General features: G+C 74.4%; 14 protein-coding genes. 8 read left to right on the top strand and 6 right to left on the bottom strand.

The genetic code is table 11. From position 1 onward, the window contains the following. Positions 1-4 precede the first annotated feature (4 nt). From ACFU6K_RS02945 to ACFU6K_RS02925, 5 genes are all read right to left on the bottom strand, one after another. A complete protein-coding gene (locus ACFU6K_RS02945; protein ID WP_380660527.1) occupies positions 5-976 on the bottom strand; it encodes a LuxR C-terminal-related transcriptional regulator in 972 nt (323 codons plus the stop codon). Further along, a complete protein-coding gene (locus tag ACFU6K_RS02940; RefSeq protein WP_380660526.1) occupies positions 969-1,949 on the bottom strand; it encodes a LuxR family transcriptional regulator in 981 nt (326 codons plus the stop codon). The genes ACFU6K_RS02945 and ACFU6K_RS02940 overlap by 8 nt, the downstream gene beginning before the upstream one ends. After that, complete coding sequence (locus ACFU6K_RS02935) at positions 1,942-2,913, bottom strand: LuxR C-terminal-related transcriptional regulator (protein ID WP_380660525.1); 972 nt, start codon at positions 2,911-2,913, stop codon at positions 1,942-1,944. The genes ACFU6K_RS02940 and ACFU6K_RS02935 overlap by 8 nt, the downstream gene beginning before the upstream one ends. After that, positions 2,903-3,892, bottom strand: coding sequence for a LuxR C-terminal-related transcriptional regulator (locus ACFU6K_RS02930; RefSeq protein WP_380660524.1), 990 nt, complete (start codon positions 3,890-3,892; stop codon positions 2,903-2,905). The genes ACFU6K_RS02935 and ACFU6K_RS02930 overlap by 11 nt, the downstream gene beginning before the upstream one ends. 675 nt (positions 3,893-4,567) lie before the next feature. After that, a complete protein-coding gene (locus ACFU6K_RS02925) occupies positions 4,568-5,677 on the bottom strand; it encodes a TDT family transporter (RefSeq protein ID WP_380660523.1) in 1,110 nt (369 codons plus the stop codon). 71 nt (positions 5,678-5,748) lie between these two features. On the opposite strand from ACFU6K_RS02925, the gene ACFU6K_RS02920 reads away from it, so the two are divergent. After that, a complete protein-coding gene (locus ACFU6K_RS02920; RefSeq protein WP_380660521.1) occupies positions 5,749-6,690 on the top strand; it encodes a LysR family transcriptional regulator in 942 nt (313 codons plus the stop codon). 97 nt (positions 6,691-6,787) lie between these two features. Further along, positions 6,788-9,394 carry an ATP-dependent chaperone ClpB gene (clpB, locus tag ACFU6K_RS02915; protein ID WP_380660520.1) on the top strand — a complete coding sequence of 869 codons (2,607 nt, stop codon included), beginning with the start codon at positions 6,788-6,790 and terminating at the stop codon, positions 9,392-9,394. 90 nt (positions 9,395-9,484) lie between these two features. On the opposite strand, the gene ACFU6K_RS02910 is transcribed toward clpB, so the two are convergent. Continuing rightward, positions 9,485-9,766, bottom strand: a complete 282-nt coding sequence (locus ACFU6K_RS02910; RefSeq protein ID WP_380660519.1) for a helix-turn-helix domain-containing protein — start codon at positions 9,764-9,766, stop codon at positions 9,485-9,487. Positions 9,767-10,194: 428 nt separating this feature from the next. Here ACFU6K_RS02910 and ACFU6K_RS02905 point away from each other — a divergent pair, with 428 nt between their 5' ends. The 6 genes from ACFU6K_RS02905 (at position 10,195) to pyrE (ending at position 16,641) form a co-directional block, all read left to right on the top strand. Beyond that, positions 10,195-10,752, top strand: a complete 558-nt coding sequence (locus ACFU6K_RS02905) for a YbjN domain-containing protein (protein ID WP_380660517.1) — start codon at positions 10,195-10,197, stop codon at positions 10,750-10,752. A 128-nt stretch (positions 10,753-10,880) separates the two neighbouring features. Continuing rightward, positions 10,881-12,041 carry a pyridoxal phosphate-dependent aminotransferase gene (locus ACFU6K_RS02900; protein ID WP_380660516.1) on the top strand — a complete coding sequence of 387 codons (1,161 nt, stop codon included), beginning with the start codon at positions 10,881-10,883 and terminating at the stop codon, positions 12,039-12,041. A gap of 513 nt (positions 12,042-12,554) precedes the next feature. Beyond that, positions 12,555-13,085 carry a DUF2617 family protein gene (locus ACFU6K_RS02895; RefSeq protein WP_380660515.1) on the top strand — a complete coding sequence of 177 codons (531 nt, stop codon included), beginning with the start codon at positions 12,555-12,557 and terminating at the stop codon, positions 13,083-13,085. Between the two features lie 154 nt (positions 13,086-13,239). Then, positions 13,240-14,886: a polyamine aminopropyltransferase gene (locus tag ACFU6K_RS02890; protein ID WP_380660513.1), complete on the top strand. Its 1,647-nt coding sequence runs from the start codon at positions 13,240-13,242 to the stop codon at positions 14,884-14,886. 153 nt (positions 14,887-15,039) lie between these two features. Beyond that, on the top strand, positions 15,040-16,050 hold the full coding sequence (locus tag ACFU6K_RS02885; protein ID WP_380660512.1) for a hypothetical protein: 1,011 nt from the start codon (positions 15,040-15,042) through the stop codon (positions 16,048-16,050). 54 nt (positions 16,051-16,104) lie between these two features. Further along, the gene (gene pyrE, locus ACFU6K_RS02880; RefSeq protein WP_049659651.1) at positions 16,105-16,641 is read left to right on the top strand and encodes an orotate phosphoribosyltransferase; all 537 of its coding nucleotides are present in this window, start codon (positions 16,105-16,107) and stop codon (positions 16,639-16,641) included. Positions 16,642-16,710 lie beyond the last annotated feature (69 nt).

The following is a 16,710-nucleotide window of genomic DNA, read 5'->3' as shown; positions in this document are numbered from 1 at the left end:
GCGGCTACCCACCGGGCTCCCCCGTCCGGGCTCCCCGCATCTGCCAGCCCAACTGGAACAGCGTCTCCGCGTCGTACAGCTCACGCAGCCGGGCGATGTGACCGGCGACGGTGCGTTCGCTCAGCCCCAACCGGCTGGCGATCGCCCGCTGCGTGAGGCCGCGGGCGAGCAGCCGCCCGACCTGCTCGTGCGCGGCGGGTCCGGCGGAGCTACCAGCCAGGGCTGCCCAGTCCACCACCGTGGCCCGCGCCCACTGCTGATCGAAGACCCCCACCAGGTAGGCCACCATCGCGGGGTCCTCCACGACGGCGACGACCGTGTTGTCGGGAGCCGCCGGAATCACGGCCACGGTGCGGTCGAAGATCAGGGTTCGGGTGAACGGCTCGTCCAGCACCCGGATCGGGGCTCCGACCTGCGTCGACCCTCGTGCGAACCCGACGGTGGGCATGTCGGCGCAGGCCGTCGGCTCGAAGATCGTGCGTATCGCGCCTCCCGCCTCGATGTAGCGGCGGCTCTGCTCCAGCGAGTCCTTCATGTGCTCCGGCGGACGGGCACCGCCGGGTTGGGCGCCGAGGGCCTCGTGCGGATAGTCCTTGACCAACTGCGAGACCAGGTGCCGGATCTCCGCCATGCCCGTCAGCCGACGGGCGCCTCCACCCGACTCGCTCCGACGCGGTGCGGCGTCGTAGGCCTGGGTGAGGTCGTCCAGCAGATCCGGAACGAGCGCGGCCCGGGCGAGCAGGCGGGCGCTCTCCTCCCGCAGGTCCACGCCGATGCGCTCGGCCACGGACCGGGGGTTCACCGCGCTGTAGGCGTTGTCGGCGACGCGGAGGACGAGCAGTCCCAGGTCCGCGAGTTGTCCGACCGTCGGCTCGTCCTCGGGACGGATGTCGGCGACGTGCAGCCGGCCGCCGTCCCTGAGGATCTCCCGGTAGAGCTCCCGGGCGGCGGCGTCCGGCAGGTCGGTGTCAGACATCGTGGGCTCCCCTCATCTGCCAGCCCAGCTGGAACAGCGTCTCGGCGTCGTACTGCTCCCGCAGCCGGGCGATGTGGCCGGCCACGGTCCGCTCGCCCAGGCCCAGGCGGGTGGCGATCGCGCGCTGGGTGAGGCCCTGGGCGAGCAGTCGGCCGACCTGCTCGGGCACGGACGGCTCGATGGAACCGGATTCCAGGGAGGTCCAGTTGACGCCCTCGGCGTCCTGCCAGTGCAGTTCGAAGGTCCGCACCAGGAAGTCGACCACGACCGGGTCGTCGATGACGGCCGCGCTGGTTCCCCCCGGTGCGGCGGCGACCACGGCCACGGTGCGGTCGAAGACCAGCATCTTGGGGAACGAGAACGCCGCGACCCTGATGTGGCAGCCGAGCCCGGTCAGCCGGGCAGCCAGTCGGACGGTCGAGGCGTCGAGACGGGCCGCGGACTCGTAGAGGGTACGGATCGAACCACCTGTCTCCAGGAAGCGGCGGGCGTGGTTCACGGTGTCGTCGGCGGCGTCCACGGGCCGGGCGCCGCCGGGGTGGGCGGAGAGTACCTCGTGGCGGAGCTCCTCGGAGAGTTGGGAGATCCGGTGCCGGATGTTCTCCATGCCCTCGACGACCCGGGTGTTTCCGGAGCGGCCGTGGCGGCGGGACGCCGCGTCATAGGCGACGGTGAGGTCGCCGAACTGGTCCGGGAGTTCCTCGGCCCGCGTCAGCAGACGGGTGCCGGCCGCTCGAAGGTCGGCGCCGATCCGGGCCGTGACCGAGCGCGGGTCCACCGCGCTGAGCGAGCCGTCCAGGACGTAGGGCTTCAGCAGTCCCAGGTCCAGCAGGGTCTGGACGGTCTGCGTGTCCTCCGCCGCCACGTCCGCGATCCGGATCCGGCCGCCCTCGCGCAGGACGGCCAGGTAGAGGGCGCGGGCGGCGGCGTCCGGGAGGGCGGCGGAGAGCTGGGTGGCGGGGGTGTCAGTCATGGTGTTCTCCGCGGAGCTGCCAGCCGAGGTGGAAGAGGCTGTGGGCGCCGTAGCGGTCGCGCAGCCGGGAGATGTGGGCGGCGACGGTGCGTTCGCTCACGCCCAGCCGGGTGGCGACGGCCCGCTGGGTGAGGCCGCGGGCGAGCAGACGGCCGATCCGGACGGTGGTGACGGACGGCGGGTCGAGGTGGCGGTCGGCGGGGGTGGCGCGGGCCCAGTCGCGTTCGAACTGGGCGACCAGATAGGCGACGGTGGTGGGGTCGGTGAGGAAGGCGGCCCGGTTGCGGTCCTCGTCGGCGGGGATGACGGCCACCGCGCGGTCGAAGACCAGTACCCGCTCGTACGGTTCGGCGAGGACGCGGACCTGGGCGCCGTGGCCGGTGCGCAGCGCGACCTGGCTCCGTGCGGCGGGATCGGCGAGGGCGACCGGCTGGTAGACGGTGCGCAGCGAGCAGCCGCGGCGGAGCAGCGAGAGGTCCTGGGCGAGGGCCATCCGGAGGGCTTCGAGCGGACGCGGTCCGGGCTGGGCGGCGAGGACCTCCTCCCGGCACTCCGAGACGAGTTCGCCGACCCGCCGGCGGACCTCGGCGGCGTCGTCGACGGTGCCGGCCGTGGGGCCGCCGACACCGGGCCCGACAGCCGGGAGGTCGACGGCCGACGGCCCGACCGGGTGGTGGGCGGCGTCGTAGGCGCGGGCCAGCGGCCCGAGGGTGCCCGGGAGCCGCTCGGCGTGCCGCAGCAGGCGGAGGGCGCGGGTGCGCAGTTCGAGGCCGATCCGGTCGCCGAGGGCGCGCGGGCTCGCGGCGGTCCAGCCGGTGGCGGTGGGGGTGAGCAGGCCGCGGGCGACGAGGGCGGCCAGGGTGGGGCGGTCGGCGGGGGCGAGGCTCTCGGGGCGCAGTCGGCCGCCGCCCCGGACGGCGGCGAGGTAGAGCGCCCGCTCGGCCGGGCTCGGCTCATCGGTCATCGCGGGCGCCTCGCATCAGCCAGCCGAGCTGGAAGAGGGTCTGGGCGCCGTAGCGGTCGCGCAGCCGGGAGATGTGGGCGGCGACGGTGCGTTCGCTCAGGCCCAGCCGGGTGGCGACGGCGCGCTGGGTGAGGCCGCGGGCGAGCAGCCGGCCGACCCGGTCGGGGATGGTGCGGGCGGGTGCCTGGCCGAGGGCGGCGGCCTCGGCGGTGTCGGCGCGGGCCCAGTCGCGTTCGAAGGTGCCGACCAGGTAGGTGATGGTGGCCGGGTCGGTGATGAAGGCGGCGGTGCTGTTGTCGTCGTTGGCGGAGATCACGGCGACGGACCGGTCGAAGACGATCAGCCGCTGGAAGGGCTCGTCGAGCACCCGGATGAGCGAGCCGTGCCGGGTGACCTCCTCGGCGTAGGCGAGGGCGGGCGGGTCGGCGAGGGCGACCGGCTGGTAGATGGTGCGCAGCGAGCAGCCGCGCCGGAGCAGTTGGACGTCCTGGAGGAGGGCGACCTGGAGGGTGTCGGCGGGCCGGTGGCCGGGCTGCGCGGTGAGGACCTCGGAGCGGCAGTCGGAGACCAGTTGGGAGATCCGCTGGCGGATGTGGACGTGCCCCTCGACGTGGACGGCGCCGCCGGCCCGGTCGGTGGGCCTGGGCATCGCGTCGTAGGCCCGGGTGAGGCCGTCGAGGGCGCCCGGGAGGTTCTCCGCGCGGACCAGCAGCCGGGTGGCCTCGCTGCGCAGTTCGGCGCCGAGGCGGTCGCTGACCGAGCGCGGGCTGACGGCGGTGTAGCAGCGGTCCATCCGGTTGACCATCAACAGGCCGATGTCGATGAGCTGTTGGAGCGCTTCCCGGTCGGCGTCCGCGACCTCGCCGGTGGGGACGCGGCCGCCCTCGGCGATGACGGCCAGGTAGAGCTGCCGGGCGGCCTCGTCGGGCTCCCCGCCCACCGGCCCCTGCTGCGGTGTGACCGCCGGTTCCGCCGTCACGTCGCACTCTCCCTGCCGGACGCCTCTCCCCTGGTGCTGCCCCTGTTCCTCACCGCGCGGGCCGCGGCACCGGTGGGCCGGGCGGGCTCACGGTGCCGGTGGGCGGTACGGCGTGATCATGGATCAGGCGGTCACGGTACCGGGTGGGACGGCGGACCCCCGGGCCCGGGTGCCGTCGCACGCCGGGTCGTCCGGGGGCCGCCATCGGTACGCCAATGCCAAGGCGCTCCCGTCGAGGCGGAGCAGCAACGCCTCGACGGGTCCGGCCGGGAGGCCATCACCACACATGGTCCCGGCCGGCGCCCTTCCCCCCCGTTCCACCGGTGCGGGTTGTCGCACCTGCGGTCAGTTTCGAAGAGCGAGTCGCCACCATCAGGCTGCGGTTGCCTGGACGACTTGGCGTGCCTCCACCCTCACAGCGTGACGGCCGGTGAACAAGTGCCGCCCGAGTGCATGTTCGCGCAATTGCAGCTATCTGCATCCGGGCGCGGCCGCGGGCTGTTCGGGCGGTGGGACGGATTCCGGTGGAAACCCGGGCCCGGAAGGGGAGTCGGCGCCGCCCGGCACTTCCGCCGGGCCGCTGTGCGCGGTCGTCCCGGCCGTGCGCGTTCCTGCATCCTCGGCGTACTCCTGAGCGGGCCCGTCCGCGCGCCGGGGCGGGCCCGGCCGCCCTCCTCAGCGGGCCAGCAGCCGCCCCCGCGCCAGCCCGGCCGCGGTGCCGCCCGCGGCGAGCACCCAGGCGAACGCCAGCAGCAGGTACAGGCCGACGGCCAGCCCGCTGAAGCCCGCGAAGCCGGTGTGCCGGACGAGCGCGGAGGCGCCGGTGACGCAGGTGCCGACCGGGAAGGTGTACGCCCACCAGGTCATCGCGAACGGCATCCCGGCCCGCCGGGCCCGCAGGTTGGCGGCGAGCGCGACGGCCAGCCAGAGCATCGCGACGCCGATCACCGCCACGCCGTACAGCTCGGCGAGGTCGGTCATGGCGGGCGCCAGCGCGGGCAGCACCGGGCGGGCGGCGTCGGCGAGCTGGTGGACCGCGGTGACGGACTGGCCGAGCGGGCCGAGCACCAGGAACAGCGTGGGGGTGAGCGCCAGGGCGGGCAGCCTGCTGTGGAACAGCCCGGTGAACACCACCGGCAGCAGCACCAGGGTGGCCAGCAGGCCGACGCCGAACAGCGCCCAGCAGCCGTACAGCATGGCCTGCTGGGCCGTTCCGGCCGGCAGGTGCGGGACGAGCGCCGGGCCGCAGGCGGAGGCGACCAGCGGGGCGACCACCGGCAGCAGCCAGGTCGGGTTGGCCTCCAGGGCGGAGACCCGGTGCCGGGTGATCATCAGGTACGGGATGCCGCCGGCCACGACCAGCGCGTACACGGTGCCGAGGCCCCACAGCACCGCGTCCAGGGCGACCGCCGGGCCGGTGCCGATGACCCGGGAGCCGAGCAGCAGGGTGCCCAGCCCGACCGAGAGCAGCGCCATCGGCGGGCAGCCGTAGAAGACCGCGGTCGCCGGGTTGTCCAGCAGCTGGGCGCGGGCCGCCTCGCGGTGCCGGGTGAGGTGGACCAGCCGGGCCCCGGCCAGCACCAGCAGGGCGGCCAGCGCGAGCGCCCACAGCACCTCGCCGAACCCGGTCAGCCCGGGCGGCCGCACCGGCAGGACGGCGGCGCCGTTCGCCAGGATCGCGGTGCCCATCACGGCGGCGTACCAGTTGGGGCCGAGCTGGGCGAGGTCGGGCCGGGGGCGGGCGGCGGGGCGGGCGAGGGGTCGGATACCGGCCAGAGTGGACATGCTCCCACCGTCGCCCGGAAGGCCCGGCGGCCGGTAGCGCCGGGGCTTCTATGGGGGCATAGCCTGGACCTATGCCCCTCTCCTCGCACGTCCCCGAACTCGGCGCCCTGGAACTGCTGCTCGCGGTGGCCCGGCTGGGCAGCGTCGGACGGGCGGCGGCCGAGCTGGGCGTCAGCCAGCCGACCGCCAGCGCCCGGATCAAGGGCATGGAGCGGCAGATCGGCGTCCCGCTGCTGGACCGCTCGCCCCGGGGCAGCCGGCCGACCGAGGCGGGCCGGCTGGTGGTCGAGTGGGCCCGGCAGGTGGTGGAGGCGGCGCAGGCGCTGGACGCCGGGATCGACGCGCTGCGCGAGCGGCGGGACGCCAAGCTGCGGGTGGTGGCCAGCCTGACCGTCGCCGAGTACCTGATGCCCGGCTGGCTGCTGGGCCTGTCCGAGGCCAGCCCGGGGACGGCGGTGACGCTGCGGACGGCGAACTCGGCGGAGGTCGCCGGGCACGTCCTGGCCGGGGACGCCGACCTCGGCTTCGTCGAGGGCCCGTCCACCCCGCCCGGGCTGGCCGGCGCGGTGGTGGCGGCGGACCGGCTGGTGGTCGTGGTGGCGCCCGGCCACCCGTGGGCGCGCCGCCGCGTCCCGCTGACCGGGGCCGAGCTGGCGGCCGTCCCGCTGGTGCTGCGCGAGCCCGGCTCGGGCACCCGGGAGGTGCTGGAGGCGGCCCTGAAGCCGTACGGGGGCGCGGCGCGGCCCCGGATGGAGCTGGCCTCGTCGACCGCGCTGAAGGCGGCGGCGATGACCGGGGCGGGGCCGGTCTGCCTGAGCGAGCTGGCCGTGGTGGAGGAGCTGGCCACCCGGCGGCTGGTCGAGGTGCCGCTGGTGGAGGAGCTGGACCTGCGGCGGCCGCTGCGCGCGGTCTGGCCGGCCGGGCAGCGGCCGAGCGGGCCGGCCCGGGAGCTGCTGGGGCTGACCCGGCGGCCCGTCGGGCGTCCGGCCGGGCGCCGGCTTCCCCCGGCCTGAAAAACCCTGTCCCGGGAAAGGTTGAGCGGAATAGACTCAACTTAGTGCATGCTGTACGTAGCAGTAGTGAAGGACGACGAGGGAGGACACCCCAGCAGTGGACGCCAGCAAGTTCACCACCAAGACGCAGGACGCCCTGTCCGCCGCGATCCGGCAGGCGGGCACGGCCGGCAACCCGGACGTCAGGCCGGTGCACATCCTGATCGCCCTGCTGGAGCAGCCCGAGGGCATCGCCCGGCCCCTGCTGGAGGCGGTCGGCGCCGACGTCGCCCGGGTCGACGCGGAGGCCCGCCGCCAGGCGGCCGCGCTGCCCAGCGCGATGGGCTCGACGGTCTCCGCGCCGCAGCTCGCCCGGGACACCGTCGCGGTGCTCACCGAGGCCGGCAAGCGCGCCAACGACCTGGACGACCAGTACGTCTCCACCGAGCACCTGATGGTCGGCCTGGCCGCCGAGGGCGGCCAGGTGGCCGAGCTGCTGGTGCACCAGGGCGCCACGCCGAAGGCGCTGCTCGCCGCGTTCAAGGACGTCCGGGGCAGCGGCCGGGTCACCTCGCCGGACCCGGAGGGCACCTACAAGGCGCTGGAGAAGTACGGCACCGACCTCACCCAGGCCGCCCGGGACGGCAAGCTCGACCCGGTGATCGGCCGCGACCACGAGATCCGCCGGGTGGTCCAGGTGCTCTCCCGCCGGACCAAGAACAACCCGGTGCTGATCGGCGAGCCCGGCGTCGGCAAGACCGCCGTGGTCGAGGGCCTGGCCCAGCGCATCGTGGCCGGCGACGTGCCGGAGTCGCTGCGCGGCAAGCGGCTGGTCGCGCTGGACCTCGGCGCGATGGTCGCGGGCGCCAAGTTCCGCGGCGAGTTCGAGGAGCGGCTGAAGGCCGTCCTGAACGACATCAAGGCCTCCGACGGCCAGGTCGTCACCTTCATCGACGAGCTGCACACCATGGTCGGCGCGGGCGCCGGCGGCGACTCCGCGATGGACGCGGGCAACATGCTCAAGCCGATGCTGGCCCGCGGCGAGCTGCGGATGGTCGGCGCCACCACGCTGGACGAGTACCGCGAGCGGATCGAGAAGGACCCGGCCCTGGAGCGCCGCTTCCAGCAGGTGCTGGTCGGCGAGCCCAGCGTCGAGGACTCGATCGCCATCCTGCGCGGCCTCAAGGGCCGGTACGAGGCCCACCACAAGGTGCAGATCTCGGACGCCGCCCTGGTCGCCGCGGCCACCCTGTCCAACCGCTACATCACCTCCCGCTTCCTGCCCGACAAGGCGATCGACCTGGTCGACGAGGCGGCCTCCCGACTGCGGATGGAGATCGACTCCTCCCCGGTCGAGATCGACGAACTCCAGCGCTCGGTCGACCGGTTGCGGATGGAGGAGCTGGCCCTGGAGAAGGAGTCGGACCCGGCCTCGGTGGACCGGCTGGCCCGGCTGCGGCGCGACCTCGCCGACCGGAACGAGCAGTTGAGCGTGCTGACGGCGCGCTGGGAGCAGGAGAAGAAGAGCCTCAACCGGGTCGGCGAGCTCAAGGGGCGGCTGGACGACCTGCACGGCGCGCTCGAACGCGCCCAGCGCGACGGTGACTTCGAGCGGGCCTCCAAGCTGATGTACGCCGAGATCCCGGCCGCCGAGAAGGAGCTCACCGACGCCCAGGAACGGGCGGCCGACCAGGACGCCTCCGCCTCGATGGTCAAGGAGGAGGTCGGCCCGGACGACGTGGCCGACGTGGTCGCCTCCTGGACGGGCATCCCGGCCGGCCGGCTGCTGGAGGGCGAGAGCGCCAAACTCCTGCGCATGGAGGAGGAGTTGGGCCGTCGTCTGATCGGCCAGAAGGAGGCCGTGCAGGCCGTCTCGGACGCGGTGCGGCGCACCCGCTCCGGCATCGCCGACCCGGACCGCCCGACCGGCTCCTTCCTCTTCCTCGGCCCGACCGGCGTCGGCAAGACCGAACTCGCCAAGGCCCTGGCCGACTTCCTGTTCGACGACGCCCGGGCCATGGTCCGGATCGACATGAGCGAGTACGGCGAGAAGCACTCGGTCTCCCGCCTGGTCGGCGCCCCGCCCGGGTACGTCGGCTACGAGGAGGGCGGCCAGCTCACCGAGGCAGTCCGCCGCCGCCCGTACAGCGTGGTGCTGCTGGACGAGGTGGAGAAGGCGCACCCGGAGGTCTTCGACGTCCTGCTCCAGGTGCTGGACGACGGGCGGCTCACCGACGGCCAGGGCCGCACGGTGGACTTCCGCAACGCCATCCTGATCCTCACCTCCAACCTGGGCTCGCAGTACCTGGTCGACCCGGCCACCCCGGAGGCCGAGAAGCGGGAGCTGGTGCTGGGCGCCGTCCGGTCCGCGTTCAAGCCGGAGTTCCTCAACCGGCTGGACGACATCGTGGTCTTCGAGCCGCTGGGCACCGGCGAGCTGAGCCGGATCGTCGACCTCCAGGTGGCCCTCCTGGGCGAGCGCCTGCGGGAGCGGCGGCTCACCCTGGACGTCTCCGAGGCCGCCCGCGACTGGCTGGCGCTCACCGGCTACGACCCGGCGTACGGCGCCCGCCCGCTGCGCCGGCTGGTGCAGTCCGCGATCGGCGACCAGCTGGCCCGGGCGATCCTGTCCGGCGCGGTGCACGACGGGGACACCGTCGTGGTCGAGCGGGACGAGGAGGGCGACCGCCTCACCGTGCGCGGCCGGGGGCCGCTGGAGAAGTAGCACCGCCGGGCGTCCGGCGCACGGGCCGTTCCCTCCGCTCCGGCGGCGGGGGACGGCCCGTTCCCCGTCCTCGGGCGGCGCCGGACGCCGTCACTCCGCCGCCTGCCGCAGCAGCCGCCGGGTCCGCTCCCGCCGGCTGCGCGCCAGCCGGTGCAGTTCGGCCACCTGGGCGTCCGGCAGGTCCCAGGTCTGGGTCAGCAGCCGCAGCGTGGACACCCGCGGGCAGGACACCTCCCGCTCCAGGTCCCGGATCGACCGCACGCTCAGCCCGGTCGCCTCGCCCAGTTGCTCCTGCGTCATCCCCCGGTCCAGCCGGATGCTCCGCAGCAGCGCCCCGAGCGATGCGCCGTCCCCCGTCGCCGCTCCACCCACTCCTGTTCCCCCCTCAATTCCGGACAGTCCGCCTCAGGACAGCTCAACTCACCCGGCCGGGCCGGGATTTGACCGAAGCGATTTCCGTCGCACGCTAACCGCATCCGGCCGGCGCGGCAGCCGAACCGGTGCGCCGGGCGCGTGACGTGGCTCACGCGCCCGCCCTCCGGACGGCCTCCGCCCCACCGCCGCGCACCCTCCGTGACCGCCGCCCGCTCCACCCCCGCCGGAACCGTCGGAGAACACCCGGGGAAGCCCGGGAAGAACCCGGGAGGGACACCGGGAACAACACCGCGAAGAACGCCCGACGAAGATCGACTCGCCCCTCGGCCACCCCTGTGAGCGAAGCCCCGGATGAGGCAGGATGGGAGGTGGAAAGGGCGGCCTCTCATTGCCGGCCACCACGTGCACTGAGGAAGAGGACCCCCATGAGCATCGACCCGTCGTCCATCCCGTCCTTCGGCATGCCCCAGGGCGGCCAGCCCGGCGGCCAGGGCGGGCGGCCGGCCGGCCCGCCGCCGATCATCGTCCCGGACCAGGGCCTGGTCACCCAGCTGCTGGACCAGATGCAGCTCAAGCACGTCGTGGACGAGGAGGGCGACCTCACCGCCCCCTGGGAGGGCTTCCGCGTCTACTACATGTTCCGCGGCGAGCAGAAGGAGCTCTTCGCGGTGCGCGCCTTCTACGACCGCGCGTACCCGCTGGAGAAGAAGGGCGAGATCCTCGACCTGATCGACGAGTGGAACCGCGAGACCCTCTGGCCCAAGGTCTACACCCACACCCACGAGGACGGCGTGGTCCGCCTGATCGGCGAGGCCCAGATGATCGTCGGCACCGGCGTCAACCTGGACTACTTCGTCACCACCACCGCCAACTGGACCCAGGCCGCGGTCGGCTTCGAGCAGTGGATCGTCGAGCGCCTCGGCCTCCAGAACGAGATCGAGGGCGAGGACGGCGAAGGCACCGAGGGCACCGACGAGGCCTGATCCCGCCCCGGTACCTCCGCACCGCCCGTTCGGCCCGCCACCCGCCTCCGCGCCGGTGGCGGGCCGTTCTTGTCCCCGGCTCCCGGCTGACCCAGGATGGCCTGACAACGAGCCGTGAGGAGCCACCGATGGGTACCAGGCCACTGCTGAACCGCCGACTGGCCGGGATGGGCACGACGGTCTTCGCCGAGATGTCCGCCCTGGCCACGGCCACCGGCTCGATCAACCTCGGCCAGGGCTTCCCGGACACCGACGGGCCCGAGGAGGTCCGCGAGGCGGCCGTACGGGCCCTGCGCGAGGGCCGCGGCAACCAGTACCCGCCCGGCCCCGGCATCCCCGAGCTGCGCACCGCGATCGCCGAGCACCAGCAGCGCTTCCACGGCCTCGCGTACGACCCGGACGGCGAGGTGCTGGTCACCGCCGGCGCCACCGAGGCCATCGCCGCCACCCTGCTGGCCCTGCTGGAGCCCGGCGACGAGGTGATCGCCTTCGAGCCGTTCTACGACTCCTACGCCGCCTGCATCGCGATGGCCGGCGCCACCCGGGTGCCGCTCACCCTGCGGGCCCCGTCCTTCCGCCCCGACCCGGACGAGCTGCGCGCCCTGATCACCCCGCGCACCCGGCTGCTGCTGATCAACACCCCGCACAACCCGACCGGCACCGTCCTCACCGCCGAGGAGCTCGCCACCATCGCCGAACTCGCCGTCGAGCACGACCTGCTGGTCGTCACCGACGAGGTCTACGAGCACCTGGTGTTCGGCGCCGCCCACCACCCGATCGCCGCCCTGCCCGGCATGCGCGGACGCACCGTCAGCATCTCCTCGGCCGGCAAGACCTTCTCCTTCACCGGCTGGAAGGTCGGCTGGGTCACCGCGAGCCCGGACCTGGTCGCGGCCGTGCGCACCGCGAAGCAGTACCTCACCTACGTCAGCGCCGGCCCCTTCCAGTACGCCGTCGCCGAGGCCCTGCGGCTGCCGGACACGTACTTCGACACCCTCCGCGCCGACCTGCTGCGCAAGCGCGACCTGCTGGTCGACGGCCTCACCGCGGCCGGCTTCCGGGCCTTCACCCCCGAGGGCACGTACTTCGTCACCACCGACATCACCCCGCTCGGCGAGAAGGACGGCATCGAGTTCTGCCGTGCCCTGCCCGGCCGTTGCGGCGTCGTCGCCATCCCGAACGCGGTGTTCTACGACGACGTGGACGCCGGCCGTAGCCTGGTCCGCTTCACTTTCTGCAAAAAGGACGAGGTCCTTCAGGAGGCCGTCGCCCGCCTGCAGCGCCTGTGAGGGGCCGCACGCCCCCTTTCACGCCCTTCTCCGCACCCTTCGAACGGGGCTTCCCGCAGTCCGACACCAGTTCCGATGGATCATCAACTTCCTTGATCGGCTTGCTTGTTTGCCGCCACTGAGGCACGCTGGCCGACCCTCCGGGCACTCTCCCGCCGCCCTCCACGCCCCGCGCCTGGAGGGCGGCGGTGCGTGATGCGCCCGAACAGCGCACACCCGGCGCGCACGGCGCGCAATCCGGTGATAGGGGCGCGCGCTGTGCAGACTCGCACACGGGCTCGATCAGAGCCGGGAAGCAGGTGTGCTCGAAACGGTGAATGCTTGACAAAGTTGGGTAAATCACCGGCGGGCCCGACGTATTCGTGCTTCTCTGCTGCTGAATCTCCAGCCGGAATCCTTCCTTCCACGGTCGGCCGCGCCCAGGGCCGCACAGCCACGAACAGCCTCGCCATCGCCTAGGCCTACTCGGTGCTGCTCGGCGGGCGCGCACGGAGCTGAAACGCGGAGCCGAGCATGCTCACCACACTGCAGACCTCCTACACGGACACCCGCGCCGGTGACCTCGCCTGGTGCCTCGGCGGCGACCCGCTGCCCGCTCTCGCCGTCCGCGACCTGAGACTCGACGGAGGCGGCCGACCGGGCACGTCCGGCACCCTCCAGCTGCGCCTGCTGGGCGCCTCCCACCAGGTGGTGATCGACGCGGGCCCCGGCCGGTGTCTGGAGACCGTCGCCTGTCTGCCCGGCCGCCGCACCCCGCTGCCGGCCCGGGTGGCCAAGCAGGTCGGCGGCTGGGAGTACGAGTTCGCCGCCCGCATCGAGGCGCTGCCGCCGCACGACTTCGCGGCCCGCGCCCAGGAGTTGCTGGCCCTGGTCGAGGGGCACCCCCGCGGCCTCGCCGGGGTCTTCCCGGGCGACCCGAGCGCCTTCACCGCGCTGGTCACCCAGGGCGGCCCGGACCGGCTCCTGTGGCGCACCTGGCACGCCTATCCGCAGGAGGGGCAGCTGGTGTGCACCCGCTCCTCGCTGGTGGTGTCCGGGGCATGACCGCCCCAAGCCCGGAGCGGAACACCGGTCCGGCCGTAGGCCGCCCAACCCGGTCCTACGAATCGTACGCAGGAACGATTCGTCAATCCGACGTCGCTCACTGTCCGTCGGATGGGCGCAGCCATCCGTCCCGCGCGTCCCCTAGCGTTTGTTCGTGATCAACCATCCGGCCGGTCCGCCCGCACGCCCGCGAGTGGACCTCGACGACGGCACCCCACCCCGGCCCGGGCGAGCCCACGCCCCACTCCTGCCCGCCCGCCGTCGCTCCCGGCTGCGCTCCCGACCCCGGTTCGCCCGCCTGACCGTCCTGCTGGCCGCGTTCGTCTGCGCGGCCTGCGGACTCGTCTACGAGCTCGAACTCGTGGCGCTCGGCGACTACCTGCTCGGGGACACGGTCACCCAAACCTCCGTCGTGCTCTCCGTCATGGTGTTCGCGATGGGCCTCGGCTCCCTGCTCGCCAAACGGCTCACCAGCCGGCCCGCCGCCGCCTTCGCCCTGGTCGAGTGCGCGCTCGCGCTCACCGGCGGACTCTCCGTCCTCGCCCTCTACTCCTGCTGGGCCTGGTTCGGCCGCTACCAGGCCGCCATGGTCGGCCTCACCTGCCTGATCGGCATCCTCATCGGCGCCGAGATCCCCCTGCTGATGACCCTCATCCAGCGGATCCGGCGCGAGGACGCCGGACGCGCCGTCGCCGACCTGTTCGCCGCCGACTACGTGGGCGCGCTGGTCGGCGGCCTCGCCTTCCCGTTCCTGATCCTGCCCGGCCTCGGGCCCGGTGACGGAGCGCTGCTCACCGGCGCCGTCAACGCCGTCGCCGGAGCGGCCGTGGTGCTCTGGCTGTTCCGCGAGGAACCCGCCCCCCGGATACGACGGCTGCTCTGGGGCGGCTGCCTGCTCGTCCTCGCCGTGCTCGCGGCGGCCGCGGCCGGCTCCGACGCCGTCGAACGCGCCGCCCGGCACGCCCTGTACGGCGACCAGGTCCGCTACGCGACCCGCAGCCGGTACCAGGAGATCGTGCTCACCGGCCCCGCCGAGGGCCCGCTCCGGCTCTACCTCGACGGCCGGCTCGCGGTCTGCGGACCCGACGAGTACCGGGGCAACGAGGGCCTCGTCCACCCCGCCATGGCGGCCGGCCCGGACGCCCGGGTCCTGCTGCTCGGCGGCGGCGACGGACTCGCCCTGCGGGAGGTGCTGCGGCACCGGGGCGTCCGCACCGTCCGGCTGGTCGACGCCGACCCCGCCCTCCCCCGGCTCGCCCGCACCGACCCCGGGCTCGCCGCCCTCGGCGGCCGCTCCCTGGACGACCCCCGGGTCCGCACCACCGCCGCCGACCCGATGGCCTGGCTGCGCGGCGCGGGCGCCTCCGGCGGGGACGGGCCGTACGACGTGGTGCTCGCCGACCTCCCGGCACCGGCCGACGGCGGGCCGGTCAAGTTCCACTCCCAGGAGTTCTACGGCCTCGCCACCCGGCTGCTCTCCCCCGGCGGCCGGATCGCCGTCCGCGCCGGGAGCGACCTGGACGGCCTCTGGCAGATCGAGTCCGGCCTGCGGACGACGGGCCTGCAGACCGCCCCGTACGCCGTCCCGGGCAGCGCCACCGCCGCCTGCCGCCCCGGCCCGCCGGACGGCGCCCAGAACTTCCTCCTCGCCGCCGCCACCCGGCCCCCGCTCACCCTCGCCCCCGACGCCCCGGCCCCCCGCGCCCTCACCCCCGACACCCTCCACGCCACCACCACCCGCCTCACCGCCCTCCGCCCCGCCCACCCCCCGGCCGCCCTCACCCTCCTCGGCCCCCGCTGAGGGCGTGGCGCGAGGAACGGGACCGGTGGGCGGGGCGGCCCCGGGCCTGGGGCCGGGGCGATGGTGCGACGGCCGAGGGAACGGGTGGGGTGGGGAAAAATCTGGTGGTGGTGGGTAGGGACCGGGCGGGGACCAGTCGGTAGGCTCCGTGGCATGGAGCATGAGGTTGTCGTCCCGATGTCCGCCGAGCTGGTGCGGCAGGCCTTGCAGGATCCGGCGCTGCTGGCGCGGAGCGTGCCGGGGCTGAGCACCGAGCCGGCCGCGGTCGGGTCCGGTGCGGCCGAGGAGATCGGCGGCCGGCTGAAGCTGCGGATCGGCGGCTCCACGATCACGTACAAGGGCGTGCTGTCGCTGATCGAGGGCCGGGAGGGCGTACTGACCGTGTTCGCCGAGGGCGAGGAGGCCCGGGGCAGCGGTGAGGCGACCGCCACCGTCCGGGTCAGCGTCGTGGACGGCGCCGAGGACGGCACCGCGGCGATCCGCTTCACCGGCGACCTGAGCGCCACCGGCCGGCTGACCGAGTTCGACGAGGAGACCCTCGACGCCACCGGCCGCCGGCTGCTGGACAGGTTCGCCGCCGCGCTGGTCGCCCCGGAGGGCGAGCAGCCGCAGGATCAGGAGGGCGCGGAGGACGTGGAGGGCCAGGACGCGGAGACCGCGACCGGCGCCGGTGTGGTCTTCATCGAGGAGCGCCAGGACCAGCCCGGCGACGACCTGGACGACGACCTCTCCGACCTGATCGCCTTCTCCGACGCCGACGCGGAGCGCTTCGGTCTGCCCACCGGCTCCGCCGACGACGACGAGGACGACGTCGAGGGCGAGGACGCGGACGGCTCGGCCGAGCAGGACGGCGTCGCCGAGGAACTGCCCGCCGAGCCGCTCTTCGCGTACGAGGACGAGCCGGTGCTCTCCGGCCCGGTGCGCCGCAGCATCGTCGGCCGGTCCGCCGAGGAGGTGGACCACGCCCCGCCGCGCGGCCCGTACGCCCCGGCGCTGCCCGCCCGCAGCGCGCGGGCCCGGGCGGCGTCCCGCTGGGGCGGGGAGGCCGGCGGGATCGTGGTGCCGGGCACCGGCGGCCGCAACGCGGTGCCGTGGGTGATCGGCGGCTCGGTGGCGCTGCTGGGCGGTGCCGTGGTGCTGGTCAGGGCGCTGCGCCGGCGCTGACCGGGCGCGAGCCCGGAGAGCCGCGGGGACTGCCAGGGCCTAGACTGAACGCTCATGAGCAACGACCGCGACGCCCTGCTGGCACAGATCAAGGACAAGGCCGTCGTGCACGGCAAGGTCACCCTCTCCTCCGGCAAGGAGGCCGACTACTACGTCGACCTGCGCCGGATCACGCTGGACGGCGTGGCCGCCCCGCTGGTCGGCCGGGTGATGCTGGACGCGACCTCGCACCTGGAGTACGACGCCGTCGGCGGTCTGACCCTGGGCGCCGACCCGGTGGCCGCCTCGATGCTGCACGCCGCCGCCGCGCGCGGGCAGCAGCTGGACGCCTTCGTGGTCCGCAAGACCGGCAAGGCGCACGGCCTGCAGCGCCGGATCGAGGGCCCGGAGGTCAAGGGCCGCCGGGTGTTGGCCGTCGAGGACACCTCCACCACCGGCGGCTCGGTGCTGACCGCCGTGGAGGCGCTGCGCGAGGCGGGTGCCGAGGTGGTCGGCGTCGCGGTGATCGTGGAGCGCGGCGGCGCGGCCGCCGTCGAGGCCCAGGGCCTGGAGTACGTGACCGCGTACACCCTGGACGACCTGGGTCTCTGACCCCCACCGGCCTCGGCCGGCTTCGGCCGGCCGGGACGACGAACGCCGGGCAACGAACGACCGAGGGCC

Source organism: Kitasatospora sp. NPDC057512 (genome assembly GCF_042802135.1).
In the GTDB taxonomy this organism is placed as follows: Bacteria; Actinomycetota; Actinomycetes; order Streptomycetales; family Streptomycetaceae; genus Kitasatospora.
The sequence above is the reverse complement of the archived record's forward strand: the minus strand, read 5'-3'. Positions and strand labels throughout refer to the sequence as shown.

Bases quoted from the DNA above. Each gene is read 5' to 3' on its own strand.
- ACFU6K_RS02925 (WP_380660523.1), bottom strand. From the start codon at position 5,677: ATGTCCACTCTGGCCGGTATCCGACCCCTCGCCCGCCCCGCCGCCCGC.
- ACFU6K_RS02920 (WP_380660521.1), top strand. From the start codon at position 5,749: ATGCCCCTCTCCTCGCACGTCCCCGAACTCGGCGCCCTGGAACTGCTG.
- ACFU6K_RS02885 (WP_380660512.1), top strand. From the start codon at position 15,040: ATGGAGCATGAGGTTGTCGTCCCGATGTCCGCCGAGCTGGTGCGGCAG.
- ACFU6K_RS02935 (WP_380660525.1), bottom strand. From the start codon at position 2,913: ATGACCGATGAGCCGAGCCCGGCCGAGCGGGCGCTCTACCTCGCCGCC.
- pyrE (WP_049659651.1), top strand. From the start codon at position 16,105: ATGAGCAACGACCGCGACGCCCTGCTGGCACAGATCAAGGACAAGGCC.
- ACFU6K_RS02940 (WP_380660526.1), bottom strand. From the start codon at position 1,949: ATGACTGACACCCCCGCCACCCAGCTCTCCGCCGCCCTCCCGGACGCC.
- ACFU6K_RS02905 (WP_380660517.1), top strand. From the start codon at position 10,195: ATGAGCATCGACCCGTCGTCCATCCCGTCCTTCGGCATGCCCCAGGGC.
- ACFU6K_RS02900 (WP_380660516.1), top strand. From the start codon at position 10,881: ATGGGTACCAGGCCACTGCTGAACCGCCGACTGGCCGGGATGGGCACG.
- ACFU6K_RS02895 (WP_380660515.1), top strand. From the start codon at position 12,555: ATGCTCACCACACTGCAGACCTCCTACACGGACACCCGCGCCGGTGAC.
- ACFU6K_RS02945 (WP_380660527.1), bottom strand. From the start codon at position 976: ATGTCTGACACCGACCTGCCGGACGCCGCCGCCCGGGAGCTCTACCGG.